Source organism: Chitinivorax sp. PXF-14 (genome assembly GCF_040812015.1).
Classification (GTDB): Bacteria; Pseudomonadota; Gammaproteobacteria; order Burkholderiales; family SCOH01; genus JBFNXJ01.
Map to the genome: position 1 here is coordinate 1 of NZ_JBFNXJ010000008.1, position 26,063 is coordinate 26,063.

General features: G+C 60.3%; 23 protein-coding genes and 3 tRNA genes. 18 read left to right on the forward strand and 8 right to left on the reverse strand.

Going from position 1 to position 26,063, the window contains the following annotated elements:
- The first annotated feature begins 437 nt into the window (after nt 1-437).
- A tRNA-Arg gene (locus tag ABWL39_RS11080) sits at nt 438-512 on the forward strand.
- Between the two features lie 67 nt (nt 513-579).
- Here ABWL39_RS11080 and ABWL39_RS11085 read toward each other — a convergent pair.
- Nucleotides 580-1,566 (reverse strand): malate dehydrogenase, encoded by a 987-nt coding sequence (locus ABWL39_RS11085; RefSeq protein ID WP_367790546.1) that lies wholly within the window; start codon nt 1,564-1,566, stop codon nt 580-582.
- Nucleotides 1,567-1,852: 286 nt separating this feature from the next.
- Between ABWL39_RS11085 and ABWL39_RS11090 the strand changes: the two genes are divergently transcribed.
- From ABWL39_RS11090 to ABWL39_RS11150, 13 genes are all read left to right on the forward strand, one after another.
- Nucleotides 1,853-2,578, forward strand: a complete 726-nt coding sequence (locus ABWL39_RS11090; protein ID WP_367790549.1) for a GntR family transcriptional regulator — start codon at nt 1,853-1,855, stop codon at nt 2,576-2,578.
- Between the two features lie 282 nt (nt 2,579-2,860).
- Nucleotides 2,861-3,235 (forward strand): succinate dehydrogenase, cytochrome b556 subunit, encoded by a 375-nt coding sequence (sdhC, locus tag ABWL39_RS11095; RefSeq protein WP_367790553.1) that lies wholly within the window; start codon nt 2,861-2,863, stop codon nt 3,233-3,235.
- On the forward strand, nt 3,229-3,576 hold the full coding sequence (gene sdhD / locus ABWL39_RS11100) for a succinate dehydrogenase, hydrophobic membrane anchor protein (protein WP_367790556.1): 348 nt from the start codon (nt 3,229-3,231) through the stop codon (nt 3,574-3,576). Before sdhC ends, sdhD begins: the two co-directional genes overlap by 7 nt.
- Nucleotides 3,576-5,342: a succinate dehydrogenase flavoprotein subunit gene (gene sdhA / locus ABWL39_RS11105; RefSeq protein ID WP_367790559.1), complete on the forward strand. Its 1,767-nt coding sequence runs from the start codon at nt 3,576-3,578 to the stop codon at nt 5,340-5,342. Before sdhD ends, sdhA begins: the two co-directional genes overlap by 1 nt.
- A 21-nt stretch (nt 5,343-5,363) precedes the next feature.
- On the forward strand, nt 5,364-6,065 hold the full coding sequence (locus ABWL39_RS11110; RefSeq protein WP_367790562.1) for a succinate dehydrogenase iron-sulfur subunit: 702 nt from the start codon (nt 5,364-5,366) through the stop codon (nt 6,063-6,065).
- Nucleotides 6,066-6,077: 12 nt separating this feature from the next.
- The gene (locus tag ABWL39_RS11115; protein WP_367790565.1) at nt 6,078-6,311 is read left to right on the forward strand and encodes a succinate dehydrogenase assembly factor 2; all 234 of its coding nucleotides are present in this window, start codon (nt 6,078-6,080) and stop codon (nt 6,309-6,311) included.
- A gap of 108 nt (nt 6,312-6,419) precedes the next feature.
- On the forward strand, nt 6,420-7,706 hold the full coding sequence (gene gltA, locus ABWL39_RS11120) for a citrate synthase (RefSeq protein WP_367790568.1): 1,287 nt from the start codon (nt 6,420-6,422) through the stop codon (nt 7,704-7,706).
- Between the two features lie 210 nt (nt 7,707-7,916).
- Nucleotides 7,917-10,751: a 2-oxoglutarate dehydrogenase E1 component gene (locus ABWL39_RS11125; RefSeq protein WP_367790571.1), complete on the forward strand. Its 2,835-nt coding sequence runs from the start codon at nt 7,917-7,919 to the stop codon at nt 10,749-10,751.
- A gap of 73 nt (nt 10,752-10,824) precedes the next feature.
- Nucleotides 10,825-12,066 carry a 2-oxoglutarate dehydrogenase complex dihydrolipoyllysine-residue succinyltransferase gene (odhB, locus tag ABWL39_RS11130; RefSeq protein WP_367790574.1) on the forward strand — a complete coding sequence of 414 codons (1,242 nt, stop codon included), beginning with the start codon at nt 10,825-10,827 and terminating at the stop codon, nt 12,064-12,066.
- Nucleotides 12,067-12,134: 68 nt separating this feature from the next.
- Entirely contained in the window at nt 12,135-13,565 is a 1,431-nt protein-coding gene (gene lpdA, locus ABWL39_RS11135) for a dihydrolipoyl dehydrogenase (protein WP_367790577.1), read from the forward strand.
- Nucleotides 13,566-13,653: 88 nt separating this feature from the next.
- A complete protein-coding gene (gene sucC / locus ABWL39_RS11140; protein ID WP_367790580.1) occupies nt 13,654-14,823 on the forward strand; it encodes an ADP-forming succinate--CoA ligase subunit beta in 1,170 nt (389 codons plus the stop codon).
- A 24-nt stretch (nt 14,824-14,847) separates the two neighbouring features.
- Complete coding sequence (gene sucD, locus ABWL39_RS11145) at nt 14,848-15,732, forward strand: succinate--CoA ligase subunit alpha (RefSeq protein WP_367790583.1); 885 nt, start codon at nt 14,848-14,850, stop codon at nt 15,730-15,732.
- Between the two features lie 156 nt (nt 15,733-15,888).
- Nucleotides 15,889-16,491 carry a DUF6160 family protein gene (locus ABWL39_RS11150; protein ID WP_367790586.1) on the forward strand — a complete coding sequence of 201 codons (603 nt, stop codon included), beginning with the start codon at nt 15,889-15,891 and terminating at the stop codon, nt 16,489-16,491.
- Between the two features lie 54 nt (nt 16,492-16,545).
- Here ABWL39_RS11150 and ABWL39_RS11155 read toward each other — a convergent pair.
- Both ABWL39_RS11155 and ABWL39_RS11160 read right to left on the reverse strand, forming a co-directional pair.
- Nucleotides 16,546-16,632: transfer RNA gene (locus tag ABWL39_RS11155), tRNA-Leu, on the reverse strand.
- Nucleotides 16,633-16,676: 44 nt separating this feature from the next.
- A tRNA-Leu gene (locus ABWL39_RS11160) sits at nt 16,677-16,763 on the reverse strand.
- 67 nt (nt 16,764-16,830) lie between these two features.
- Here ABWL39_RS11160 and rnr point away from each other — a divergent pair.
- The 3 genes from rnr to ABWL39_RS11175 all read left to right on the forward strand — a co-directional run bounded on the left by rnr (nt 16,831) and on the right by ABWL39_RS11175 (nt 20,174).
- Complete coding sequence (gene rnr, locus ABWL39_RS11165) at nt 16,831-19,110, forward strand: ribonuclease R (RefSeq protein WP_367790589.1); 2,280 nt, start codon at nt 16,831-16,833, stop codon at nt 19,108-19,110.
- Between the two features lie 208 nt (nt 19,111-19,318).
- Nucleotides 19,319-19,984 (forward strand): ferritin-like domain-containing protein, encoded by a 666-nt coding sequence (locus ABWL39_RS11170; protein WP_367790592.1) that lies wholly within the window; start codon nt 19,319-19,321, stop codon nt 19,982-19,984.
- A complete protein-coding gene (locus tag ABWL39_RS11175; RefSeq protein ID WP_367790595.1) occupies nt 19,947-20,174 on the forward strand; it encodes a DUF455 family protein in 228 nt (75 codons plus the stop codon). The genes ABWL39_RS11170 and ABWL39_RS11175 overlap by 38 nt, the downstream gene beginning before the upstream one ends.
- Before the next feature lie 80 nt (nt 20,175-20,254).
- Here ABWL39_RS11175 and ispH read toward each other — a convergent pair whose 3' ends face one another.
- The 4 genes from ispH to ABWL39_RS11195 all read right to left on the reverse strand — a co-directional run bounded on the left by ispH (nt 20,255) and on the right by ABWL39_RS11195 (nt 25,488).
- Nucleotides 20,255-21,184, reverse strand: a complete 930-nt coding sequence (ispH, locus tag ABWL39_RS11180) for a 4-hydroxy-3-methylbut-2-enyl diphosphate reductase (RefSeq protein WP_367790598.1) — start codon at nt 21,182-21,184, stop codon at nt 20,255-20,257.
- Nucleotides 21,185-21,261: 77 nt separating this feature from the next.
- On the reverse strand, nt 21,262-21,720 hold the full coding sequence (gene lspA, locus ABWL39_RS11185) for a signal peptidase II (RefSeq protein WP_367790601.1): 459 nt from the start codon (nt 21,718-21,720) through the stop codon (nt 21,262-21,264).
- Nucleotides 21,713-24,535: an isoleucine--tRNA ligase gene (gene ileS / locus ABWL39_RS11190; RefSeq protein ID WP_367790605.1), complete on the reverse strand. Its 2,823-nt coding sequence runs from the start codon at nt 24,533-24,535 to the stop codon at nt 21,713-21,715. The genes lspA and ileS overlap by 8 nt, the downstream gene beginning before the upstream one ends.
- Nucleotides 24,536-24,600: 65 nt before the next feature.
- Nucleotides 24,601-25,488, reverse strand: coding sequence for a bifunctional riboflavin kinase/FAD synthetase (locus tag ABWL39_RS11195; protein WP_367791046.1), 888 nt, complete (start codon nt 25,486-25,488; stop codon nt 24,601-24,603).
- Here ABWL39_RS11195 and ABWL39_RS11200 point away from each other — a divergent pair.
- Nucleotides 25,399-25,626, forward strand: coding sequence for a hypothetical protein (locus tag ABWL39_RS11200; RefSeq protein ID WP_367791058.1), 228 nt, complete (start codon nt 25,399-25,401; stop codon nt 25,624-25,626). The genes ABWL39_RS11195 and ABWL39_RS11200 overlap by 90 nt on opposite strands.
- Nucleotides 25,627-25,681: 55 nt before the next feature.
- Here the strand turns inward: ABWL39_RS11200 and ABWL39_RS11205 are convergent, their stop codons facing one another.
- On the reverse strand, nt 25,682-26,062 hold the full coding sequence (locus ABWL39_RS11205; protein ID WP_367790608.1) for a SirB2 family protein: 381 nt from the start codon (nt 26,060-26,062) through the stop codon (nt 25,682-25,684).
- Between the last annotated feature and the right edge of the window lies 1 nt (nt 26,063).

Genomic DNA, 26,063 nt, shown 5'->3' on the forward strand with positions numbered 1-26,063 from the left:
ATGACGAGTCAAGCCAGAGTTTACGTTGCGCTAATAGCATCAGGTGGCCATCGACGCTAGCCAAGTCAATGAGGCAAAACCTGTCGACTTTGGCTCTCTGCACTACGGCCATGCCGCGATCAGTCGAGTTCATGGGAAAGCTGGGTGCCAGCCACCCCGGTGGCTTGATGGTGCAGGAAGGCCTGCGATCGACTGAGCACGCGCTGGGTGTCGATGAATTTCTTCACCGCCGTACGCCACTTGATGCCAGACTATCCTGTTATCGGTATAATCGCCGCCACTGATACAGGCTTCCTTATATCAGTTGTCACATCAGCCTGCTTCCTTGATGTGGTAATGCACTGAAAAAAAGAAAAATATTGTGTCGCCCATTGGTGGGTGACATTGGAAGCGGATCGTAATTGCCTGCATTCCTAATGCAGAAGCAGTATTTTTAGCTCCCTGTAGTTAAATGGATATAACTTTCCCCTCCTAAGGGAAGATTACAGGTTCGATTCCTGTCGGGGAGGCCAGCTTGGCTGGAGATGGATACAAAAAAAGCGGATCGATCGATCCGCTTTTTTCATTGGCCGAAGCCGCTTACGGCAGCAGGTGCTTGACGCCGTCGCGCTCTTCGAGCAGCTCGTTCAGCGTGAAGTCCATGCGTTCACGCGAGAAGGCGTCGACTTCCAGGCCTTCGATACGTGTGTATTCACCGTTTTCGCAGGTGACCGGTACGCCGTACATGATGCCTTCCGGAATGCCGTAGGACCCATCGGACGGAATGCCCATGGTGACCCACTTGCCGTTGGTGCCCAGCACCCAGTCACGGATGTGATCGATTGCTGCGTTGGCAGCAGAAGCCGCCGACGACAGGCCGCGCGCTTCGATGATCGCGGCGCCGCGCTTGCCAACCTTGGGAATGAAGGTTTCCTTGTTCCAGGCTTCGTCGTTGACCTTGGCCTTCAGCGATTGGCCGTTAACGGTCGCGAAGCGGTAGTCCGGGTACATGGTTGGGCTGTGGTTGCCCCAAACGACCAGGTTCTCGATATCGGCAACGGCAACGCCAGCCTTGGCGGCCAGTTGCGACAGCGCGCGGTTGTGGTCGAGGCGCAGCATTGCGGTGAAGTTCTTCGCCGGCAGATCCGGTGCGCTCTTCATGGCGATGTAAGCATTGGTGTTGGCAGGGTTGCCGACAACCAGCACCTTCACATCACGGCTGGCAACCTTGTTCAGGGCAGCGCCTTGAGCGGTGAAGATCTTGGCGTTTTCCAGCAGCAGGTCCTTGCGTTCCATGCCGGGGCCACGCGGACGGGCGCCAACCAGCAGGGCCACATCGACATCCTTGAATGCAACTTCCGGATCATCGGTACCAACCATGCCAGCCAGTAGCGGGAAAGCACAGTCTTCCAGCTCCATCATCACGCCCTTCAGTGCGGCTTGAGCCTTTTCCATCGGCAGTTCGAGCATTTGCAGGATGACGGGTTGATCCTTGCCCAGCATTTCGCCGCTGGCAATACGGAACAACAGGCTGTAACCGATCTGACCAGCTGCACCGGTCACGGCAACACGAATAGGACGCTTCATGTTAACTCCCGAGAATCTATGTGTTTCAGGTTGAGTAGGGGAAGTCCTGCGCGGCTGGCGAGCCTGCCAAGGCGGTGGCCCAATTTGGGCAACTGCCTGCAAACCCGCAACCAGAGCGGAGATCGGCGACAACATACGAAACGTACGCTGTGCTAAATCTTTTAAAGTCTAACATAAAGGAAAACCCGGATGTATGCCGATTGTTGCACTGCGATGAATGGATAATCTTGTGTCTTATATAAGACATGTGTAGACGGTCGAATGTCGTGGTGGTAAAAAGTACGCCATGAAACACGCCGCACCCCGCCGCGCGCCACTCTATCAACAGGTAAAGATACTGTTGCTGGAGGCGCTGGAGTCCGGGGAGTGGTTGCAGAACGATGTGTTGCCGAGCGAATTCGAATTGGCTGCGCGCTTCGAAGTCAGCCAGGGTACGGTACGCAAGGCTCTGGATGAACTGGTGACGGAGCGGGTGCTGTATCGCCGCCAGGGCAAGGGTACTTTTGTCGCGGCGTATCTTGACGAATGGGATCGTGCCGGCTTTGTGCTGTCTGGGTTCAATCGCACGCAGGAGGTTGAGAAGGTTCAGCCTGAATTGCTGACGTGCATGCGCGCTAACGCCAGCGAAGAGGTGTCCGAGGCGCTGGGCGTGAGGCGCGGCGCGCCGGTGGTGTTCGTCAAGCGTCTGCTGCGGCTGAATGGCCGGGTGATGGCCATGGATGACGTGGTGCTGCCTGGCGACCTGTTCGACGGCCTGGATAGCAGGAAGATTCGCCAGAACGGTGGTGCGCTGTATGAGCTATACCACCGTGTATTTGGTGTGCGGGTGGTGCGCACGCGAGAGCAGTTGCGGGCCGAGCCGGCCGCCTCCGATGAGGCGAGGTTGCTTGGGGTGGACAAGGGGTCGCCGCTATTGTGTGTGACCCGGGTTGCATATGCCGCCGAAGATAAGCCCGTCGAGTGGCGGCGCAGCTGGATCAACACCGAACAGCATGCCTACAGCAGCACTTGATGTGGATGGATGTAAGAGGCAACCCTGGTGCATTGCATCAAAAAAATGGCTTGAAGGCTATTTTACGGGTTAATGAGCATGGCGTTTTTTGCTAAACTTGCATAGTTTGGCCCGACTCTAGCCTGATTGTCGCGAAGGGGTGCCCACAAGGCGGACCGAAGCACGGCTGGCAGGGGTGGGTTAGCGCAGGAACAGCCCGTCTGGCTTGGGTCAGATGGGTTGGTACTTGAGAGGGAAGCTCGGTTTGCGGTTCGCTGCAGGCCGTTAAAAAGGGAATCAACGATGCAAAAACAAAGACCCAAGCACCTGGATCTGCCCAAGATCAGGTTGCCCATACCCGGGGTGGTGTCCATTTTGCACCGCGTCAGCGGCGCAGCAATGTTTCTGTCCATTCCATTCGTGATCTGTCTGCTGCAGGGCTCGCTGAGCTCGGCCGAACAGTTTCAAACTTTTAAGGCCGTTGTCGGCCATCCCTTGATCAAAGTCATTCTTCTCGGGTTGCTGTGGGCGTTCATGCACCACGCGGCGGCTGGCGTGCGTTTCCTGTTTCTGGATATGCACAAGGGCACCGAGCTGCACACTGCCCGGGCGACTGCCAAGGCTGTGATTTTCGTTAGCCTGGTGCTGACCGTCATCGTGGGGGCAATCCTATGGTAAACCGTGTAGTAGTGGGGGCTCACTACGGCCTAAGCGACTGGCTCGCGCAACGCATCACCGCTGTCGTGATGCTGGCGTATGCGGCCGGACTGGTATTGCTTCTGTTGTCGGCGGCAGGCCAGGACTATGAAGGCTGGAAGAACCTGTTCCAGCAAACCTGGGTGCGAACGTTCAGCACCGTGACGGTGATGGCGCTGCTGTTCCATGCCTGGGTCGGTGTGCGCGACATCTGGATGGATTATGTGCAGCCCGTCGGCATCCGCCTGACCTTGCATGTGCTGACCATCCTGTGGCTGGTTGGCTGTTTTGTCTATTCCGTTAAAGTGTTGTGGGGTGTGTAATGGCCGTCACTGTTCGTCAATTTGATGCAGTCATCGTTGGCGGTGGTGGTGCCGGTCTGCGTGCCGCACTGCAACTGTCCGAGGCCGGTCTCAAGACCGTCGTCCTCTCCAAGGTATTCCCGACCCGCTCCCATACCGTTGCAGCACAGGGCGGCATCTCCGCCGCATTGGGCAACGTGCAGGAAGACAAGTGGGAATGGCATATGTACGACACCGTCAAGGGGTCGGACTGGCTGGGTGACCAGGATGCCATCGAGTTCATGACCCGCAATGCGATCGATGCGGTGATCGAGCTGGAACACTTCGGCATGCCGTTCGACCGTGTCGATTCCGGTCGTATCTATCAGCGTCCGTTCGGCGGCCACACGGCTAACTTCGGCAAGACGCCGGTTCAGCGCGCCTGTGCCGCAGCCGACCGTACCGGCCACGCCATGCTGCACACGCTGTATCAGCGCAACGTCCGCGCCAAGACCCAGTTCTTCGTCGAATGGATGGCACTCGACCTGATCCGCGACAGCGAGGGTGACGTCGTTGGCGTGACCGCGCTGGAAATGGAAACCGGTGAGATCATGATTCTCCATGCGAAGGCCGTGTTGTTCGCGACCGGCGGCTCGGGCCGTATCTTCGCTGCCTCGACCAATGCTTTCATCAATACCGGTGACGGCCTAGGTATGACAGCTCGTGCCGGCATCCCGCTCGAAGACATGGAGTTCTGGCAGTTCCACCCGACGGGTGTGGCTGGCGCCGGCGTGCTGATCACCGAAGGCGTGCGTGGCGAAGGCGGTATCCTGCTGAACGCCAACGGCGAACGCTTCATGGAACGCTACGCGCCGAACCTCAAGGATCTGGCTCCGCGTGACTTCGTGTCGCGTTGCATGGCGCTCGAGGTGCTCGAAGGCCGCGGCGCGGGCAAGGAAAAGGATCACGTGCTGCTGAAGCTGGATCACCTCGGCCCGGACATCATCAAGCAGCGTCTGCCGTCGATCCGCGAAATCGCGATCAAGTTTGCCGGCGTCGACCCGATTAAGGAACCGATTCCCGTTATCCCGACCTGCCACTACCAGATGGGCGGTATTCCGACCAACTACCTGGGCGAAGTCGTGGCACCGAAGGGCGACAACCCCGAAGTACGCGTCAATGGCTTCTATGCGGCCGGTGAGTGTGCATGTACCTCGGTACACGGTGCAAACCGTCTCGGCACCAACTCGCTGCTCGACCTCGTGGTGTTCGGCAAGTCTGCTGGCAACAGCATGATCGACTACATCCGCAAGGAAATGCCGGCGCACAAGCCTCTGCCCGAGAATGCAGCCGATTTCAGCCTGTCGCGCGTCAATCGCATCGACACCCAGACCGGTGGCGAAGATGTTGCCGCAGTACGCACCGCGATGCAGAAGGTGGTCCAGGCACGTGCCGGTGTATTCCGTACCGACAAGAACCTGGCGCTGGGCGTTGCCGAGATCAAGGAAGTGGCAGAACGTGCCAAGCGCACCCAGATCAAGGACAAGAGCAAGGTGTTCAACATGGCTCGCGTCGAAGCGCTGGAAATGGAAAACCTCATCGAGGTTGCCGTTGCCACGCTGATCTCTGCCGAGGCCCGCAAGGAATCGCGCGGCGCCCACGCTCATGACGACTACCCGACCCGTGACGACGACAACTGGATGAAGCACACGCTGTACCACGCTGCGGATCGCAGCCTGAGCTACAAGCCTGTACACACCAAGCCGTTGACAGTCGAATACATCCCGCCGAAAGAGCGGACGTTCTAATCGGTTGGGAAGGATAGCAAGATGAAAGTCAAATTCAGTATTTACCGCTATAACCCGGACGTCGACGCCAAGCCCTATATGCAGGACTACGACGTCGAGCTTGAGCCGTCTGACAAGAAGCTGCTCGATGCGCTCATGCGTCTGAAGAGCATCGATGATTCGCTGAACTTCCGCCGCTCCTGCCGCGAAGGCGTGTGCGGCTCCGATGCGATGAACATCAATGGCAAGAACGGCCTGGCGTGCATCACCGATGTCGCCTCGCTGAAGCAACCGATCGAACTGCGCCCGCTGCCTGGGATGCCGGTCATCCGCGACCTGATCGTGGACATGACCCAATTCTTCAATCAGTACAATTCGATCAAGCCGTATGTACAAAACGACGAACCGGCCCCGCAGCGCGAACGCCTGCAGTCGCCGGAGGAACGCAAGGAACTGGATGGCCTGTACGAGTGCATTCTGTGCGCGTGCTGCTCCACTTCGTGCCCGTCGTTCTGGTGGAACCCGGACAAGTTCGTCGGCCCCGCCGGCCTGCTCGCCGCTTACCGCTTCATCGCGGATACGCGTGACCGTGCGACCAACGAACGCCTCGACAACCTCGAGGATCCGTATCGCCTGTTCCGTTGCCACACCATCATGAACTGTGTCGATGTTTGCCCGAAGGAGCTCAATCCAACGCGCGCCATCGGCAAGATCAAGGACCTGATGGTAAGACGCACGGTGTGAGTGGACTGAATCATGAGTGATTTGGACCGCATCCGCTGGCGCTCACGGCGGGGATTGCTGGAGCTGGACCTGATCTTGGAAAAGTTCGTGGCACAGTATCTGGACCAGCTATCCCCCGAGGAACTAGAGTCCTACAAGGATATCCTGTTCCTGCCCGACAACGACCTGCTTGACATGGCGAACGGCAAAACCGACCACCCTGACGGGCGTTTGCAAGCCCTGCTTGAAAAGATAAGAGCTTGCTGAAGTAGGACAGACGTCGAGACCAGATTTCGACGCTATAACGTAAAAAAACAGAATCGTCCGGGCTCGGGAGAGCCCGGCTTACAGGTTACTCTCAAGGAGCTTTACCACATGGAAAACCGTAAAGTCACGCTTTCGTATGAAGATGGAAAATCGATCGACTTCCCCGTGCTGCCCGGCACGCTGGGTCCGGACGTCGTCGATATCCGTACGTTCTCCAAGACCGGTATGTTCACCTTCGACCCCGGTTTCCTGGCCACTTCCGCTTGCGAATCGAAGATCACCTTCATCGATGGCGACCTGGGCCAACTGTACTACCGTGGCTACCCGATTGAACAACTGGCTGAACACAGCGACTTCCTCGAATCCTGCTACCTGCTGCTGAACGGCGAGCTGCCGAACGCAGAGGAAAAGAAGAACTTCGACTACACCGTCCTGCGCCATAACATGCTGCATGACCAGATCCTGTCGTTCTTCAAGGGCTTCCGCCGCGATGCACACCCGATGGCCGTGATGGTTGGCGTGGTGGGCGCACTGTCGGCGTTCTACCATGATTCGCTGGACATCAACGATCCGCATCACCGCGAAGTTTCGGCATTCCGCCTGATCGCCAAGGTGCCGACAATCGCTGCCCAGGCCTATCGCTACAACAAGGGCCTGCCGTTCTCGTATCCGAAGGCTGGCCTGACCTATGCCGAGAACTTCCTGCACATGATGTTCTCGACCCCGGTCTCCGAATACAAGGTGAACCCGGTTCTGGCCCGCGCGCTCGACCGCATCTTCATCCTGCACGCCGACCACGAACAGAATGCCTCGACCTCGACCGTCCGTCTGGCTGGCTCGTCGGGCGCCAACCCGTTCGCGTGTATTGCAGCCGGTATCGCTTGCCTGTGGGGCCCATCGCACGGCGGCGCCAACGAAGCCGTACTGAAAATGCTGGACGAGATCGGCTCGGTCGACAACGTTCCGGCCTTCATGGAAGGCGTGAAGAACAAGACGCACAAGCTGATGGGCTTTGGCCACCGCGTGTACAAGAACATGGACCCGCGCGCCAAGATCATGAAGCAGACCTGCGACGAAGTTCTGAACGAACTGGGTCTGCACAACGATCCGAAGTTCAAGCTCGCCATGGCGCTGGAAAAGATTGCCCTGGAAGACCCGTACTTCATCGAGCGCAAGCTGTACCCGAACGTTGACTTCTACTCCGGTATCGTGTTGTCGGCCATCGGCATCCCGGTTTCGATGTTCACGCCTATCTTCGCGCTGGCTCGTACCGTGGGTTGGATCGCACACTGGACCGAAATGATTGCCGACCCCGGCATGAAGATCGGCCGTCCGCGCCAGCTGTACACCGGCGCGGTGCGTCGCGACTACGTTCCGGTCGCAGAACGCAAGTAATCGCTTTGACCGCTGGCGGTCCATCGGGTCGCCAGCCTGGTTGCAGCATATGTGCGTGATCGAGTGGGTGCCTCTCCCCGACGTAGTCGGGGCCGTCTTGGTATGCCTGTCAGGGCAGGGCGCCGCTCACCCTTCGTTTTTGAAAAACGGAGGTCGTATGTAGCTGTTTGTTGAAATAATTTGAGATAAGCCTTGAAAGGGGCCTCCGCCATGATGAAAACCATGATGAGCAATTCCTACCTGTTTGGGGGGAATGCGCCGTTTGTCGAAGACCTATACGAACTCTATCTGGCAGACCCCAGCGCCGTCACGCAGGAGTGGCGGGATTATTTCGACAAACTGCAACAGCTCCCGGGCGCGGCGGACCGTGATGTTCCGCACCTGCCCATCCAGCAGTCCTTCGTTCAGCTCACCAAGCAACCTCGATTTGCTTCCGGTCAGAGCGTCGCCACCCAGCAGCAAGCCGCGCAGAAGCAGGTTCAAGTCCTGCGCCTGATCAGCGCCTACCGCATTCTCGGCAACCGCAACGCCAATCTCGATCCGCTCAAGCGTTACGACCAGGTCCATGTACCTGAGCTCGACCCGGCCACCCACGGCTTGACCGCCGAGGACATGGCAGTCACCTTCAATACCGGCTCGCTGCAAGGTATTGCCAAGCAGGCCCCGCTGTCCGAGATCGTCAGCGCGCTCAAGCAGACCTACTGCGGCAGCGTCGGCCTCGAATACATGCACATCATCAGCTCCGAGCAGAAGCACTGGATTCAGGAACGCTTCGAAGGCGTGCGTTCGCGCCCCGACTTCGATGCAACCAAGAAGAAGCGTATTCTGAAGAAGATCACTGCTGCGGAAACGTTGGAGAAATACCTCCACACCCGTTATGTTGGCCAGAAGCGCTTTTCGCTGGAAGGCGGCGAGAGCATGATCGCCGCGATCGACGAGCTGATCCAGTTCGCAGGTCAGAAGGGCGTGCAGGAAATGGTCGTCGGCATGGCTCACCGCGGCCGTCTGAACGTGTTGGTGAACACGCTGGGCAAGCTGCCGCGCGATCTGTTCTCCGAATTCGAAGGCAAGCACAGCGATGATCTGTCTTCCGGCGACGTGAAGTACCACAACGGCTTCTCGTCGGACATTCCGACGCCTGGCGGCCCGCTGCACGTGTCGCTGGCGTTCAACCCGTCCCACCTCGAAATCGTCAACCCAGTAGTCGAAGGTTCGGTGCGTGCCCGTCAACAGCGCCGTGGCGACCGTACCGGCGATCAGGTGATCCCGCTGCTGTTGCATGGCGATGCCGCATTTGCCGGCCAGGGCGTGGTCATGGAAACCCTGGCACTGTCCAACACCCGTGGCTACGGCACGGGTGGCACGATCCATTTCGTGATCAACAACCAGATCGGTTTCACCACCTCGGACCCGCGCGACAGCCGCTCCACGCTGTACTGTACCGACATCGCCAAGATGGTCGATGCGCCGATCATCCACGTCAATGGCGATGACCCGGAAGCGGTGGTATTCGTCATGCAGGCGGCACTCGATTTCCGCATGCAGTTCAAGAAGGATGTCGTTATCGATATGGTCTGCTTCCGCAAGCTCGGCCATAACGAGGCGGATGATCCGTTCGTGACGCAGCCGATGATGTACAAGAAGATCCAGAAGCATCCTGGCACGCGCAAGCTCTATGCAGACAAGCTGGCCAGCGAAGGCGTGATCGCCGCAGGTGATGCCGATGCGATGATCAAGAATTACCGTGATGCGCTCGACCGTGGCGAACACGTCGAGCAGACAACGCTGTCAGACTACCAGCGCAGCTTCGCGATCGACTTCGGCCAGTTCCGTGGCACGCACTGGGCGCACCCGGTCGACACGACCCTCCCGATGAAGGATCTGCAGCGCCTGTCCGAAAAGGTCACCACCATTCCCGAAGGCTTCAAGCTGCACCCTGGCGTGCAGAAGAACGTCGTCGAGGCGCGCCGCAAGATGGGCCGTGGCGAGCTTGCGCTCGACTTCGGCATGGCCGAGACCCTGGCCTACGCCTCGCTGCTCGAAAGCGGCTACGGCGTGCGCATTTCGGGTCAGGATACCGGCCGTGGCACGTTTACCCACCGCCACGCGGTGTATCACGACCAGGCTCGCGAGCGCTGGGATCAGGGCGCGTTCGTGCCGCTGCGCAATCTGTCGGATAAGCAGGCCAACTTCCTGGTGATCGATTCGCTGCTGTCCGAAGAGGCCGTGCTCGGCTTCGAATATGGCTATGCGTCGGCAGAACCGAACGAGCTCGTCATCTGGGAAGCGCAGTTCGGCGATTTTGCCAACGGTGCGCAGGTCGTCATCGACCAGTTCATCACCTCGGGTGAAACCAAGTGGGGCCGTTACTGTGGCCTGGTGATGAGCCTGCCGCACGGTTACGACGGCCAGGGGCCCGAGCACTCGTCCTGCCGCGTCGAGCGCTATCTGCAGATGTGTGCCGAGCACAACATTCAGGTCGTGATGCCTTCCACCGCGGCCCAATGGTTCCACGTGCTGCGCCGCCAGATGCTGCGCCCCTACAGGAAGCCCCTGATTGTCCCGTTGTCGAAGCGTCTGCTAAAAGCCAAGGAAGCGTCGTCGGATATCGCCGACCTCACCAATGGTGGCTTCAAGACAGTCATCGGTGAAGTCGATGCGACGATCGATGCCAAGAAGGTGAAACGCGTTGTCGTATGTTCAGGCCAGGTTTACTACGACCTCGTCAACGCACGTAAGGAACGCAAGGTGACCGATATTGCCATCGTGCGTCTCGAGCAGCTCTACCCGTTCCCGACCGATACCTTCCAGGAAGAGCTGGCCAAGTTCAGCGCAGCCAAGGAAGTGATGTGGGTGCAGGAAGAGCCGCGTAACCAGGGTGCCTGGCTGTCGATTCGCCATCGCCTGGAAGCGGGTCTCGGGCCGAAGCAGACACTGACCTACGCTGGTCGTCCGTCGTCTGCGTCGCCTGCGGTGGGCTATATGAGCAAGCATGTTGCACAGCTCAAGGCCTTCCTCGAAGACGCCATGACGCTCAAGAAATAAGCCACCAAAGTGATGCCAACACCGGGCCGAATACGAAGCGGCCCGGGCAAAGAATCAAGAATCGGAGATAACGATGCTAATCGAAGTTAAAGTTCCGCAACTCCCTGAATCCGTGGCTGAAGCTACCCTGGTGGCCTGGCACAAGAAAGAGGGCGAGTATGTCGAGCGCGACGAAAACCTGATCGATCTGGAGACCGATAAGGTCGTGCTGGAACTGCCGGCGCCGCAAGCTGGCGTGCTGGTGAAAATCATCAAGAAGGACGGCGAGAGCGCCGTCAGCAACGAGTTGCTCGCGCAGATCGATACCGAAGCCAAGGCCGGCGCTACCGCCCCGGCGGCTGAGGGCAAGGTTGCCGCAGCGGCTGCGGAAGTAGGCATCCCGGCCTCGGCTGTCGGCTTCGGCACGGCCGTCATGCCGGCCGCACGCAAGCTCGCCGACGAGCAGGGCGTGGACACCAGCAAGGTTGAGGGCACCGGCCGTGGTGGCCGTGTCACCAAGGAAGATGTGACAGCCGCCACAAGTGCCCCCAAGGCTGCGGCACCGGCTGCTGCCGCCCCGGCCAAGGCGCCACTGGCTGCCGCACCGGCTGTTCAGTTGTCCGGCGCCCTGGGTGATCGCCCCGAACAGCGCGTGCCGATGTCGCGCCTGCGTGCCCGCGTTGCCGAGCGTCTGGTGCAGTCGCAGCAGACTAACGCCATCCTGACCACGTTCAATGAAGTGAACATGGCGCCGGTGATGGAGCTGCGCAACAAGTACAAGGATCGCTTCGAGAAGGAGCACGGCATCAAGCTCGGCTTCATGGGTTTCTTCGTGAAGGCGGTCGTGCATGCGCTGAAGAAGTACCCGATCGTCAATGCCTCGGTCGACGGCAACGATATCGTCTACCACGGCTACTTCGACATCGGCGTGGCGGTTGGCAGCCCGCGTGGCCTCGTGGTGCCGATCATCCGTAATGCCGACCAGCTGAGCCTGGCCGAGGTCGAGAAGCAGATCGCCGATTTCGGCAAGCGTGCGCAGGAAGGCAAGCTCGGCATCGAAGAGCTGTCGGGCGGCACCTACACCATTTCCAATGGCGGCACCTTCGGCTCGATGATGTCGACACCGATCATCAACCCGCCGCAGTCCGCGATCCTTGGCATGCATGCCACCAAGGAGCGCGCCGTGGTCGAAAACGGCCAGGTTGTCGTGCGCCCGATGATGTACCTCGCGCAGTCCTACGACCACCGCATCATCGATGGCCGCGAAGCGGTGCTGAGCCTGGTCGCGATCAAGGAAGCGATCGAAGACCCGGCCCGCCTGCTGCTGGATCTGTAATACAGCCCTGAGCGGGGTGGTCACGAGCCACCCCGTGTTTTTCACCTGCTTATCAAACAGAGGGACCCATGTCCAAATCCTTCGACGTCGTCGTGATCGGCGCAGGCCCCGGTGGCTACGTGGCCGCCATCCGCGCAGCCCAGCTTGGCTTTTCCACCGCTTGTATCGACGAGAACAAGAGTGCTGCGGGCAAGCCGGCCCTGGGCGGCACCTGCCTGAACGTCGGCTGCATCCCGTCCAAGGCGCTGCTCGAATCGTCCGAGCAATTCCACAAGATCCAGCACGAAGCGGAAGTGCATGGCATCAGCGTGTCCGGCGCGTCGGTCGATGTGCCGAAGATGATTGCCCGCAAGCGCAAGATCGTCGACCAGTTCACCGGCGGTATCACCATGCTGTTCAAGAAGAACAAGGTGACCAGCCTGCACGGCCACGGCAAGATTCTCAAACGCGAGAACGAGAAGTGGTTGATCGAGGTGGCGGGCGACGCGGCTGAAGTCGTCGAGGCCAAGCACGTGATCATCGCATCGGGCTCCAAGCCGCGTTATATCCCCGGTATCGACGTCGACAACGTGGACATCCTCGACAACGTCGGCGCACTGGAACTGCAAGCCGTGCCGAAGCGCCTGGGCGTGATCGGCGCCGGCGTGATCGGCCTGGAAATGGGTAGCGTATGGAAGCGCCTCGGCGCCGAAGTGACGGTGCTCGAAGCGATGCCATCGTTCCTGGCCGCAGCCGACGATGAAGTGTCGAAGCTTGCTCTACGCATCTTCACCAAGGACCTGGGTCTCGACATTCAGACCGGCGTGAAGATCGGTGAGGTGAAGAAGTCCAAGAAGGGCATCAGCATCAATTACACCGATGCCGCCGGCGCTGCCCAGGCGCTCGAGGTCGACAAGCTCATCGTGGCCGTTGGCCGCGTGCCCAACACCGACGGCATCGCTGCGCCGGAAGTCGGCCTGCGTTTCGATCAGCGCGGCTTCATCGAAGTCGACGGCCACTGCCATACCGGTATTCCCAACATCTGGGCGGTGGGCGACGTGGTGCGTGGCCCGATGCTTGCGCACAAGGCATCGGAAGAGGGCGTGGCAGTTGCCGAGCGGATCGCAGGGCAGAAGCCGCACCTCGATTTCAATACCGTACCGTGGGTGATCTACACCGCACCGGAAATCGCCTGGGTCGGCAAGACCGAGCAACAGTTGAAGGCAGAGGGCGTCGAGTACAAGAAGGGCAGCTTCCCGTTTGCTGCCAATGGCCGTGCGCACAGTCTGAACGCGGCACAAGGCTTCGTGAAGATGCTGGCCGATGCCAAGACCGATCGCATCCTCGGCGTGCATATCGTTGGGCCGGTGGCGGGTGAGCTGATTTCCGAAGCCGTGGTCGCGATGGAATTTGCCGCGAGCAGCGAAGATATCGCCCGCATCATCCACGCCCACCCGAGCCTGGCGGAAGTCATGCACGAAGCCGCGCTGGGCTGCGACAAGCGCGCCATCCACAACTAATTCAGGAGCGAGGCGTGGGGCGCCGCAACAAGCGGTGCTCTGATCCTCACCCCTCAATCCTAACTCCTTTAAATACGAGGAATTTGCAATGAATCTGCACGAATACCAAGCGAAAGAGCTGCTGGCCAAATATGGCCTGCCGGTTCAACAAGGCATTCTGGCCAACACGCCGGAGGAAGCTGCCAATGCCTTCCGTGGCCTCGCTGGCAAGTTTGCCGTGATCAAGGCTCAAGTCCACGCTGGTGGCCGCGGCAAGGCCGGTGGCGTGAAGGTGGTAAAGTCGGCAGATGAGGCCGCTGAAGTGGCCAAGGGCCTACTCGGCACCCGCCTGGTGACTTACCAGACTGATTCCAACGGCCAGCCGGTACACAGCGTACTGGTGTGCGAGGACATGTATCCAGTTCAGCGCGAACTCTATCTGGGCGCAGTGGTAGACCGCTCCAGCCGTCGCGTGACCTTCATGGCCTCGACCGAAGGCGGCGTCGAGATCGAAGAAGTGGCGCACAACACGCCGGAAAAGATCCTCAAGGTAACGGTTGACCCGCTGGTTGGCCTGCTGCCGTTCCAGGCTCGTGAAGTCGGCTTCCAGCTCGGCCTGAACGATGACCAGATCAAGCAGTTCACCAAGCTGATGATGGGGGCCTACAAGGCCTTCGTTGACAACGATTTCGCCCTGTTCGAAATCAACCCGCTGGCGATCCGTGGCGATGGCAGCCTGTGCTGCGTCGATGCCAAGGTTGGTATCGACTCCAACGCGATGTTCCGTCAGCCGGCCCTGGCCGCTGCGCGCGACAAGTCGCAGGAGAACGAGCGCGAGCTGAAGGCTTCCGAATTCGACCTGAACTATGTCGCACTCGAAGGCAACATCGGCTGCATGGTGAACGGTGCCGGCCTGGCCATGGCGACCATGGACATCATCAAGCTCTACGGCGGCCAACCGGCCAACTTCCTGGACGTTGGCGGCGGTGCAACCAAAGAGCGCGTGATCGAAGCGTTCAAGCTGATCCTCGCTGACCCGTCGGTACAGGGCGTGCTGATCAACATCTTCGGCGGTATCGTGCGTTGCGACATGATTGCCGAGGCGATCATCGCTGCGGTGAAGGAGGTCAACGTGACCGTGCCGGTCGTGGTTCGTCTGGAAGGCAACAATGCCGAACTGGGCGCGAAGATCCTGTCCGATTCCGGCCTGACGCTGATCCCGGCGCAAGGCTTGGCCGATGCGGCACAGAAGATCGTTGCAGCGGTTAAAGCTGCCTAACCTCACCAGCATTAGGAGTTCGAAATGAGCGTATTGGTCAACAAAGATACGAAAGTGCTGGTGCAAGGTTTCACCGGCAAGAATGGTACTTTCCACTCGGAACAGGCACTGGCCTACGGCACCAAGGTAGTCGGCGGCGTTACCCCGGGCAAGGGTGGCACCACCCACCTGAACCTGCCGGTATTCAACACCATGCGCGATGCGGTCAACGCCACCCAGGCTGACGCTTCCGTGATCTATGTGCCGGCCCCGTTCGTGCTGGATTCGATCATCGAAGCCGTCGACGCCGGCGTGAAGCTGATCGTCACCATCACCGAAGGCGTGCCGACACTGGACATGCTGAAGGTGAAGCGCTACGTCGAAGCCAGCGGCTCGCGCCTGATCGGGCCGAACTGCCCCGGCATCATCACCCCGGGCGAGTGCAAGATCGGCATCATGCCAGGTCACATCCACAAGCCGGGCCGTATCGGCATTGTGTCGCGCTCCGGCACGCTGACCTATGAAGCCGTCGCGCAGACCACCGCGGCCGGCCTGGGCCAGTCGACATGTATCGGTATCGGCGGCGACCCAATCCCGGGCACCAGCCACATCGATGCGCTGCAACTGTTCCAGGACGACCCGCAGACCGAGGCGATCATCATGATCGGTGAAATCGGCGGCACGGCGGAAGAAGAGGCTGCCGAGTACGCCAAGGCTCACGTGACCAAGCCTATCGTCGGCTATATCGCTGGCGTGACGGCACCGAAGGGCAAGCGCATGGGCCACGCCGGCGCGATCATCTCCGGCGGCAAGGGCACGGCGGAAGAGAAGTTCGCCGCGTTCGAAAAAGCAGGTATCGCCTATACCCGCAGCCCGGCAGAACTCGGCTCGACCATGGTCAAGCTGCTGCAGGAAAAGGGTATGCTGTAAGCCAGTCTTACGGCAGGCAAACAGAGACAACGCCACCTTCGGGTGGCGTTGTTTTTTTGGGTGGCGGCTTGATGGCTGCTGAGCTATGAATCAATAGTCGTTCAAGGTGTTCGGGTAGCAGGCGTTCGAGGCAGGGCGAATCCAAGGAGTGCCGACATGAACAGGCGGTGGCTGGCCGCAGCATTGCTGTTGAGTGCGAATCAGGCCTGGGCGGACATCACGCCCATCTTCGACGAGAACCTGGAAGCGCAGGCAGGGCAGGAGGGCATTTCGATCATCCTGAACATCCGCGCGCACCTGGCGTCCATCCAGTGGTTTGACGATGGCGACATGCTGACCTTTGGGGATGTCGCCTTCGGTAGTGGCCCGCTGCAGCGCCGTGTGCCGGTGCTGGATCCCTCCGCGCCACTGGCGTTTCGCGCGGGCGGGATGGACTACCAGAATCCGATCGACTTTGCCGGCCCGATCCGAATCGATGCCATCTTGCTGGAGAGCGCAACATTCGAATCGACCTCTGCCAGCGGGACGCAGCTTACCCAAAGCTATGTGGACTGGTTCAGGCAGACTGCACAGGATATGAATCTTGCACAACCCGACGTCGTTACCGGCACGCAGACGATCATGATCGATCTGCCGCGCATCAGGCTCAGCATGCGCTTCGGTTCCATCTCGGTGGGGGCAAACGGCGCCTCCATGGGGGCGCTGGAAGTCAAGGCGCTGGAGTTGAGTCCGACGACCGTGGCAATCTGGCCGCATTGATCGCCAGGGCAAAAAAATACGCAGCAAGCAGAACTTGCGGCGTATTCCGGAATTTGGTGCCCAGGAGAGGACTCGAACCTCCACAGTGTTGCCACCGCTAGGACCTGAACCTAGTGCGTCTACCAATTCCGCCACCTGGGCAATTACATCTTGATCATACAGACCGGACACTCAAAAAACAGCTTTGGTGCCCAGGAGAGGACTCGAACCTCCACAGTGTTGCCACCGCTAGGACCTGAACCTAGTGCGTCTACCAATTCCGCCACCTGGGCCTGTATAATCGCTGCAGCGCAGTACTGCACACCGCAGAGACTGCGCATTATATAGAGGAAGTCAGCTTTGTCAAATAAAAAGTCAAAAGAACCGAATAATACAAATAATCCCGCCAAAGAAAGCCTGCGCCTCAATGACCCCTTCCTGGCACGCGAGCAGGCAAATTATCCAAATCCCCTGCCGAGCCGGGAATTCATTCTGCAGTTGCTGACGGACAAGGGCGTGCCGATGGCCGCCAATGAGCTCTCGGGCCTGCTCGACATCACCGAAGAAGAACAAGTGCTGTTCGAGCGCCGCCTGCGCGCCATGGAGCGCGACGGCGAGATCATGGTCAACCGCAAGGGCGCCATTTGCATGCCGGAGAAGCTGGAGCTGATCAAAGGCCGCGTGCAGGGACATGCGGACGGCTTTGGCTTTCTCGTACCCGACGACGGCAGCGCCGATCTGTTCCTGAGCCCCAAGGAAATGCACAAGGTGCTGCACGGCGATCGTGCCCTGGTGAAAGAGCTCGGAAAAGACTTCAAGGGCCGCCGTGAAGGCCGTGTGGTCGAAGTGATTGAGCGTGCCAACAAACGGTTGGTCGGCCGCCTGTATACCGAACGGGGCGTGATATTCGTCGTCGCGGAAGACAAGCGCATCAACCAGGACATCCTGATCGGGCCGGAGGACGGCGCCGGCGCGCAGGCCGGGCAAGTGGTCACGGTAGAGATACTGACCCAGCCTAACAAGTATGCCCAACCGATCGGCCGTGTCGTCGAAGTGCTCGGCAATTATGCCGACCCCGGCATGGAGATCGAGATCGCCTTGCGCAAGCATGACTTGCCATTCGAGTTCTCCGAGGCGGCCGAGGCACAGGCCAGGAAAACCCCGAAGAAGGTCCGCAAGGCCGACTGGAAGCCCGATGAAGGGCTGAAGCGGGAAGACATCACCGATCTGCCGCTGGTCACCATCGATGGCGAAACCGCCAGGGACTTCGACGATGCCGTGTATTGCGAGCCCGCCGGCAAGGGCTGGCGCCTCGTCGTCGCGATTGCCGACGTCAGCCATTATGTTCGCCCCGGCGATGCGCTGGATGTGGCTTCACGCGAGCGCGGCAACTCGGTCTATTTCCCTCGGCGGGTGATCCCGATGTTGCCGGAGGCATTGTCCAACGGCATCTGCTCGCTGAATCCGGAAGTCGAGCGCCTGTGCATGGTGTGCGACATGCAGGTGTCGGCGAAGGGGAGCATCAAGCGTTATCGTTTCTACCCGGCGGTGATGCACTCCAAGGCGCGGCTGACCTACACCAAGGTGTGGGACATGCTGCAGAACCCGAAGGGCAAGGACACCAAGCAGTACAAGAAGCTGTTGCCCCACCTCAACGATCTGTACACGCTGTTCAAGGTCTTGCTCGGCGCGCGCCAAAGCCGCGGTGCGATCGACTTCGAAACCACCGAAACGCAGATGGTGTTCGACGATCAGGGCAAGATCGAGAAGATCATCCCGGTGATGCGCAATGACGCCCATCGCCTGATCGAGGAGTGCATGCTGGCGGCCAACGTCTGCGCGTCGGATTTTCTGGAATCCAACGAGCACCCGGCGCTGTATCGCATCCATGAAGGGCCGACACCGGAGAAGCTCGAAAACCTGCGCGCCCTGCTGCGCGAGTTCGCGTTGACGCTGCCTGGCGGCGACGAGCCGCATGCCAAGGACTACGCCAAGCTGTTGCTGCAGGTCAAGGACCGGCCCGAGGCCGCGCTGCTGCAGACGGCCATGCTGCGTTCGCTACAACAGGCCGTTTACAGCCCAGACAACGTCGGCCATTTCGGCTTGGCCTATGACGGCTATACGCATTTCACCTCGCCGATCCGCCGTTACCCGGATCTGCTGGTGCATCGGGCCATCAAGGCTGTTCTGCGCAAGGACAAGTACAAGCCGGGCATGAAGTGGTCGGAGCTCGGCGAGCATTGCTCGATGACCGAGCGTCGCGCCGATGACGCCAGCCGTGACGTGCAAAACTGGCTCAAGTGCTACTACATGCGCGACCGGGTGGGTGACAGCTTCGATGGCACGATCAGCGCGGCTACCGGCTTTGGCATCTTCGTGCTGCTCGACGAGGTGTATGTCGAGGGCCTGGTGCATGTGTCCGAGCTCGGCAGCGACTATTTCCGCTATGAGCAGGCGCTGCATAGCTTGATCGGCGAGCGTACCGGTAAGCGCTACCGTCTCGGCGACAGGGTCCGGATCAAGGTGGTGAGGGTGGACATGGAGTCGAGCCGCATCGATTTCGTGCTGGACGAGCCAGTCGAGGAGCCCGCCCCGGAGACTCCGGCACGTCCCCGTCGCCCAGCCCGCAAGAAGCAGTAGTCGCCACCATCCACAGCTTTTGGGGAAAAAGCTGTGGATGGCTTGTGGGTAAATGGCGTAGCGAGCTGTCCGGGCACGGGATTTTCTGGGGTGCACATGAATTAATCAGCTCATGCTGATACACTAAAAGGCCTGAAAATCCAGCTGTGTCAAGCCTTGCTGTGTTCCGGACATGCCAGCCTTATCCACGGTTTGTCTGGACAGCCATGTGAACTGGCTGTGGATAGTTTTGCTAAGCATCTGGCAGGATTGGCTTTTCATCTGGCTGCTCAATAAACCGCCATCTCCATTCCCGCGCCATCAATCCAGTTGTTTCATGAGGCTATACGAGCAAGCCGGGCAGGCACTGCTGTGCCGTGACATCGATGCCAAGTTGGCGCAGACAGATGCACTTCATCGCGGCTGGCGGCTGGGGCGGGTCGAGCTCGAAGATGACTGCTCCGTCCATCCGGTCGACAACCCCGGCAGGCCCGAGCGGCCGTTGCTGGTGCATCCCAGCAAGGTCGAACGGCGCAAGCTCGGCTCGGTGGAGGGCCGGGCGGTGCTGATATACGACATCGCCCACATCGAGTTCAATGCGGTCAATCTGGTCCTGGATGCGGTTCATCGCTTCCGCGGTTTGCCGCCGGACTATTACGGTGACTGGCTGCGCGTTGCACAGGAAGAGGCCAGCCATTTCCGCTTATTGCGTAGCCGGCTGACTGCGCTCGGTTTTCAATATGGAGACTTTACCGCCCACGATGGCTTGTGGGCGATGGCCGTCAAGACCGCAGACGACCCACTGGCGCAGATGGCGTTGGTTCCCCGCATCCCGGAGGCGCGCGGGGCTCAATGTGATGCTTGGCATCAAGGCCAGGTTACGCAGGGTGGGTGACGCGGAAACGGCGGGCATGCTTGATATCATCCTGCGTGACGAGATCGGCCATGTGGCGATCGGTAACCATTGGCTCCACTATCTCTGCGAGTCGTGCGGGCTCGATCTGATCGAGTCTTTCAAGACGCTGCGCCGCGAACGAGGTGGCCCGGGTATCGTTGGCGAGTGCCCGCATCCAGGCTGGATTTGACGAAACGGAATTGAGGCTGCTGGCCGCTGGTTGCGCATAGAAAGAAAGCCGCTGGTGCGGCTTTCTTCGTGACGGGCTGATCAGGCGATCTGGTTCAGCCCCTTGGGGAGGGAGAACACCACGTTCTCTTCTACTCCCTGTAGTTCCGCCACTTCGCTCGCGCCAAGCTCGCGAATCCGGGTGATGACGGCCTGCACCAGGACTTCCGGTGCCGAGGCGCCGGCGGTCACGCCCACCCGTTGCTGGCCTACAAACCATTCCGGCTTGAGCTGGTCGGCGTTATCCACCATGTAGGCTGGGCGCCCCAGGTTCTCCGCCACTTCGCGCAGGCGGTTCGAGTTGGAGCTGTTGGGCGAGCCAAGCACGATGACCACATCGGCCTCTGCCGAGAGCTTCTTCACGGCATCCTGGCGATTTTGCGTGGCATAGCAGATGTCGTCCTTCTTCGGGCCGACAATCGCCGGGAAGCGCTGGCGCAGCGCGTCGATGACCGTTGCGGCATCGTCAACCGACAGCGTGGTCTGCGTGACATAGGCGAGTTTGTCGGCGTCGCGCACGGAGAGGTGTTCGACGTCGGCGGCGGTTTCGACCAGGTACATGCCGCCGTCAGCTTGTCCCATGGTGCCCTCCACCTCGGGATGCCCTTTGTGGCCGATCATCACGATCTCGAAGCCGTTTTCACGCATCTTCTTGACCTCGACATGCACCTTGGTCACGAGCGGGCAGGTCGCATCATAAACCTTCAGGCCGCGCGACTCGGCCTCCTGGCGGACGGCCTGGGAAACACCGTGGGCGCTGAAGATCAGTGTGCTGCCGGCCGGCACTTCGGCCAGATCCTCGATGAAGATGGCGCCCTTGCGCTTGAGGTCCTCGACCACGAACTTGTTGTGGACCACCTCGTGGCGGACATAGATGGGCGCGCCGAACTGCTGCAAGGCGCGTTCGACGATGGCGATGGCGCGGTCGACACCGGCACAGAAACCACGCGGGTTGGCGAGGAGAACCTGCATAAAGTCGTCTTGTCTTGAAAAATCAGTGGCTTATTGTAACGCGTGAGCCCGCCTTCCGGCGAGCCCACACGAAAGGCTTACTGTGGCTGCCGTTTCAGGCTATCGAGGACCAGCAGCACTGCGCCGACGGTAATCGCGCTATCCGCCACATTGAAGGCTGGCCAGAAATAGCTGCTGTAGTAGACCTGGATGAAGTCGACCACGTGGCCGTAGGCCACCCGGTCGATCAGATTGCCGAGCGCTCCGCCGAGAATCAGGCTGAGCGCCAGGCTCAGCAGCCTGTTCTCATGGTGCCGGCGCAATACCCAGACGATCGCGCCTGAGGCAACAACGGCGATCAGGCTGAACAAATGGCGCTGCCAGCCGCTCTCTTGTGCGAGAAAGCTGAAGGCGGCGCCCTTGTTGTAGGCAAGGACCAGATTGAACGACGGCAGCACGGGGATCACCTGACCGTAATGCAGGGCGCTATCGACCCAGAGCTTGGTCAGCTGGTCGAGAACGATCACGACCAGCGCCAGGGACAGCCACTTACGCATGAACACGAGCCTCTCCCTTGCCATGCAGATTGCTCACACAACGACCGCAGATCGCCGGGTGGGCGGCATCCTGCCCAACATCGGCACGATAGTGCCAGCAGCGCTCGCACTTTTGCTGCGCGCTCGCGTTGACGGTGATCTCGAGGGCCTCGCCTTTGTCGACGCGCGCTGCGGAGGTGATCAGTACGAAGCGCAGATCGTCACCAAGCGATGTCAGCAGATCGTAAAGCTCGCCGCCTGCGGTCACCGTGACTTCGGCCTGTAGCGACGAGCCGATGGCGCCCGCCACACGGACTTCCTCGATCTGCTTCTGCACCTGCGAGCGCAGTTCGCGCAGTTGACCCCAGCGTGCTTGCAGGCGCTCGCCGATGGTCACGTCCACCACCGGGAACTCATACCACGTATGCAGGAAGATGGAGTCATCGTGTTTGCCGGTGAGCCAGCTCCAGGCTTCTTCCGCGGTGAAGCTCAGGATCGGTGAGAGCAGTCGGACCAGGCTGTGGGTGATGTGATGCAGCGTGGTCTGTGCCGCGCGTCGAGCCTTGGAATCGACGCCCGAGGTATAGAGGCGGTCCTTCAGGATGTCGAGGTAGAACGCGCCGAGCTCTTCCGAGCAGTAGGCCGTCAGCTCCTGCACCGCATGGTGGAAGGCGTAGCGCTGGTAATGGCTGGCCGAATCGCGCCCGGCGAATTCAGCCAGACGCTCCTGCAGCGACTTGGCCTGCACGATTGCGTACTGGTCGATTTCGAGCAGCTGGTCGAAAGGCAGCAACTGTGTCTTGGCGTCGAAGTCGCTCAGATTGGCGAGCAGGAAGCGCAAGGTGTTGCGGATGCGGCGGTAGGCCTCGGTCACACGCTTGAGGATCTCGTCGGAGATGGCCAGATCGCCCGAGTAGTCCGTCGACGCAACCCACAGACGCAGGATGTCGGCGCCGAGCGTGTCGTTGACCTTCTGTGGTGCCACCACATTGCCCTTGGACTTGGACATCTTCATGCCCTGGCCATCGACCACGAAGCCATGCGTCAGCAGTTGCTTGTAGGGTGCGTGACCAAAGGTGGCGCAGCCGGTCAGCAGCGAGGACTGGAACCAGCCGCGGTGCTGGTCCGAGCCTTCGAGATAGAGATCAGCCGGGAAATCATCGCTCGGGTCGAGGCGGGCCATATCCTCGCGCTGCTTGACCACCGCGTAGTGGGTCGAGCCGGAATCGAACCAGACATCCATGGTGTCATTGAGCTTGCGGTACTGATCAGCCTCGTCGCCGAGCAGCTCTTTCGGGTCGAGCGCGAACCAGGCCTCGATGCCGCCAGTCTCGATGCGCTTGGCCACGGCTTCCAGCAGCTCTTGCGAGCGGGGGTGCAGCTCGCCGGTTTCCTTGTGCTCGAACAGGGTCATCGGCACGCCCCAGTAGCGCTGGCGCGATACGCACCAGTCCGGGCGGTTGTTGATCATCGCTTCGAGGCGGGCGCGGCCCCAGGCCGGGAAGAACTGTGTGTCCTCAACGGCTTTCTGGGCGCGGGTGCGCAACGTTTTGCCGTCGGCCACCTGCTTGTCCATGCCGATGAACCACTGGCTGGTGGCGCGGAAGATGACTGGGGTTTTGTGGCGCCAGCAGTGCGGGTAGCTGTGGTTGAGGCGCTTCATGACGAGCAGGGCGCCATGTTGTTCGAGCGCTTCGACAACGGTCTTGTTGGCGTCCCAGATCAGCTGGCCACCGAATTGCGGCAGGCTCGTCACGTACTTGCCATCCGGGCCAACCGGGTTGTTGACCGGCAGGTTGTAGTGCTGGCCGACCAGGTAATCCTCCAGGCCATGTGCGGGGGCGGTGTGGACCAGTCCGGTACCGGCCTCCAGCGTCACGTGCAGGCCGCAGATGATCGGCACTTCCTTGTCGTAGAACGGGTGCTTGAGCTTCAGGTGCTCGAGCGCGGCGCCCTTGCACTGGCCCACGACTTCGACCGATTCAAAGCCGTAGCGCTGGAGCGCAAACTCGGCCAGATCGCGGGCCAGGATCAGCAGGCCTTTTTCGGTTTCGATCAGGTCGTAGATAATTTCAGGGTGCACCGACACCGCCTCGTTGGCGGGCAAGGTCCACGGGGTGGTGGTCCAGATCACAGCATAGGCGGCTTCGCCATTGACGGACGCACCGAATGCCTGACGCAGGGCGGCATTGTCGACGACGCGGAAGGCGACGTCGATTGCCGGCGAATTCTTGTCCTGGTATTCAACTTCGGCTTCGGCCAGCGATGAACCGCAGTCAAGGCACCAGTACACCGGCTTGGCGCCCTTGAACAGGTAGCCATTGTTGTGGATGTGGCCGAGGGTGCGCACGATGTCGGCCTCGGTTCTGGTGTTCATGGTTTTATAGGGGTTGTCCCAGTCGCCCAGGATGCCGAGGCGGATGAAATCGGCCTTCTGGCGCTCGATCTGGCCCTCTGCATACTCGCGGCACAGCTTGCGGAAGTCATTCGGGTCGAGATGCTTGCCGTGCACCTTCTCGATCTGGTGTTCGATCGGCAGGCCGTGGCAATCCCAGCCCGGCACGTAGGGGGCGTCGAAACCGGCCAGGGTCTTGGATTTGACGATGATGTCCTTCAACACCTTGTTGACCGCGTGGCCGATGTGGATATCGCCGTTGGCATAGGGCGGGCCGTCGTGCAGGATGAACTTCGGGCGCCCCTTGGCGGCATCGCGGATCTGCTTGTAGAGCTGGCGTTGCTGCCATTGCTGGATCATGCCGGGCTCGCGTTTGGCGAGGTCGCCGCGCATCGGGAAGCCGGTATCGGGAAGGTTGAGCGTGTTCTTGTAATCAGCCATGGTTCAAATCCACATTGAATTCTGTTGTTTGCCGCTGCATGGGGCGGCGTGTCGCGGCAGCCGGGTCACCCTTGCTGCCGCGAGGCAAAATAGGCGCGTGTATTGGCCACGTCGCGCGCGATGGCATGCGTGAGCTCATCGAGGCCGTTGTATTTTTCCTCGTCGCGGAGCTTTTTCAGGAAATCCACGCGCAAATGCTCGCCATAAATACTGCGCTCGAAGTCGAACAGATTGACTTCGAGCGTGGTCCTCCCGTTGGCGGTGACGGTAGGGCGCAGGCCCAGGCTCGCCGCGCCCTGGTAGATGCGATCGTCGAGGCCATGGACCTCGACCACGAAGATGCCCTTCAGCGGCGGCTGGTTGTGCTTGACCTGGATGTTCGCCGTCGGAAAGCCGAGCGTACGGCCCAGCTTGTCGCCATGCATGACACGGCCGCTGATCGAATAGGGCCGCCCAAGCAGGTGGCCGGCCAGCTCGCAATCGCCGTTCGCCAGCGCCTCGCGTACGGCCGTGCTGGATACGCGCAAATCGCCGAAGGTAACGCTGTGCATGGCATCGGTAGCGAAGCCATGCACCTGGCCTGCGGCGGTCAATGTGTCGAAGTTGCCGGCGCGCTTGGCGCCGAAACAGAAGTCGTCACCGACCAGGACATAACGCGTGCCGATGCGCCGCACCAGTACATCGTCAACGAAGTCTTGTGCGGATAGGGAGGCAAATTCACGAGTGAAGCGGCAGACGAACACGCGATCAATGCCGAAGCCGGCTAGCAGTTCGAGCTTCTCGCGCAGGCTGGTCAGCCGGGCCGGGGCCGCGTCGGGCGTGAACAGCTCGCGCGGATGCGGCTCGAAGGTCATGACCGCTGAATGGATGCCACGCCGGGCCGCTTCATCAACGAGTTTCCGCAACATGGCCTGGTGTCCGAGATGGACGCCATCGAAGTTGCCAATGGTCAGCGCACACGGCGTGCCATCCGTCACAAAAGGCGAGCGAATTACCTGCATGAAATCCGTGAATATTCAAAGCCCGATGAGGGCCTGGAGCTTGCTCTCGGCTGTGGCAAACTGCGCCCAGCGAGCAGGCCCCAAAAATGATTCAAAAGGATTGAATTGTAACGGCTTGGGGGGAGGGGGTCCAGCCGGGCGCCGCTTACCAGCCGGGTGTCGGGCTGCGCGTCAGTGCGACTGCCACGATATAGGCGAAGGTCAATAGCGCCAGTGCAAACGCACCGGCCCTGACGGGCTTGCTGCGCCCACGTTTCAGCGCGACCATCCCCAGGCCGATGTAGGCGAGCAGTGCCAGCACCTTCGCTGTCAGCCAGGGCATGACGAAGGGGTACTGGTGAGACCAGACTGCCAGCGTAATCGCCGCCGTCAGCAACAGCGTATCGTTGATGTGCGGCGCAATCTTTACCCAGCGGCGCGTCAGCATCGGTGAGTCAGTCAGCATCCAGATGCCGCGGGTGATGAACAGGCTGATGCTGATGCCCGCGCAGAGCATGTGGATGTGTTTGATGGCGAGATAGCTCATG

Coding starts and splice junctions, on each gene's coding strand:
- ABWL39_RS11085 (WP_367790546.1), bottom strand. CDS start 1,566: ATGAAGCGTCCTATTCGTGTTGCCGTGACCGGTGCAGCTGGTCAGATC.
- ABWL39_RS11090 (WP_367790549.1), top strand. CDS start 1,853: ATGAAACACGCCGCACCCCGCCGCGCGCCACTCTATCAACAGGTAAAG.
- sdhC (WP_367790553.1), top strand. CDS start 2,861: ATGCAAAAACAAAGACCCAAGCACCTGGATCTGCCCAAGATCAGGTTG.
- sdhD (WP_367790556.1), top strand. CDS start 3,229: ATGGTAAACCGTGTAGTAGTGGGGGCTCACTACGGCCTAAGCGACTGG.
- sdhA (WP_367790559.1), top strand. CDS start 3,576: ATGGCCGTCACTGTTCGTCAATTTGATGCAGTCATCGTTGGCGGTGGT.
- ABWL39_RS11110 (WP_367790562.1), top strand. CDS start 5,364: ATGAAAGTCAAATTCAGTATTTACCGCTATAACCCGGACGTCGACGCC.
- ABWL39_RS11115 (WP_367790565.1), top strand. CDS start 6,078: ATGAGTGATTTGGACCGCATCCGCTGGCGCTCACGGCGGGGATTGCTG.
- gltA (WP_367790568.1), top strand. CDS start 6,420: ATGGAAAACCGTAAAGTCACGCTTTCGTATGAAGATGGAAAATCGATC.
- ABWL39_RS11125 (WP_367790571.1), top strand. CDS start 7,917: ATGATGAAAACCATGATGAGCAATTCCTACCTGTTTGGGGGGAATGCG.
- odhB (WP_367790574.1), top strand. CDS start 10,825: ATGCTAATCGAAGTTAAAGTTCCGCAACTCCCTGAATCCGTGGCTGAA.
- lpdA (WP_367790577.1), top strand. CDS start 12,135: ATGTCCAAATCCTTCGACGTCGTCGTGATCGGCGCAGGCCCCGGTGGC.
- sucC (WP_367790580.1), top strand. CDS start 13,654: ATGAATCTGCACGAATACCAAGCGAAAGAGCTGCTGGCCAAATATGGC.
- sucD (WP_367790583.1), top strand. CDS start 14,848: ATGAGCGTATTGGTCAACAAAGATACGAAAGTGCTGGTGCAAGGTTTC.
- ABWL39_RS11150 (WP_367790586.1), top strand. CDS start 15,889: ATGAACAGGCGGTGGCTGGCCGCAGCATTGCTGTTGAGTGCGAATCAG.
- ABWL39_RS11175 (WP_367790595.1), top strand. CDS start 19,947: ATGCTTGGCATCAAGGCCAGGTTACGCAGGGTGGGTGACGCGGAAACG.
- ispH (WP_367790598.1), bottom strand. CDS start 21,184: ATGCAGGTTCTCCTCGCCAACCCGCGTGGTTTCTGTGCCGGTGTCGAC.
- lspA (WP_367790601.1), bottom strand. CDS start 21,720: ATGCGTAAGTGGCTGTCCCTGGCGCTGGTCGTGATCGTTCTCGACCAG.
- ileS (WP_367790605.1), bottom strand. CDS start 24,535: ATGGCTGATTACAAGAACACGCTCAACCTTCCCGATACCGGCTTCCCG.
- ABWL39_RS11200 (WP_367791058.1), top strand. CDS start 25,399: ATGGATGCCACGCCGGGCCGCTTCATCAACGAGTTTCCGCAACATGGC.
- ABWL39_RS11205 (WP_367790608.1), bottom strand. CDS start 26,062: ATGAGCTATCTCGCCATCAAACACATCCACATGCTCTGCGCGGGCATC.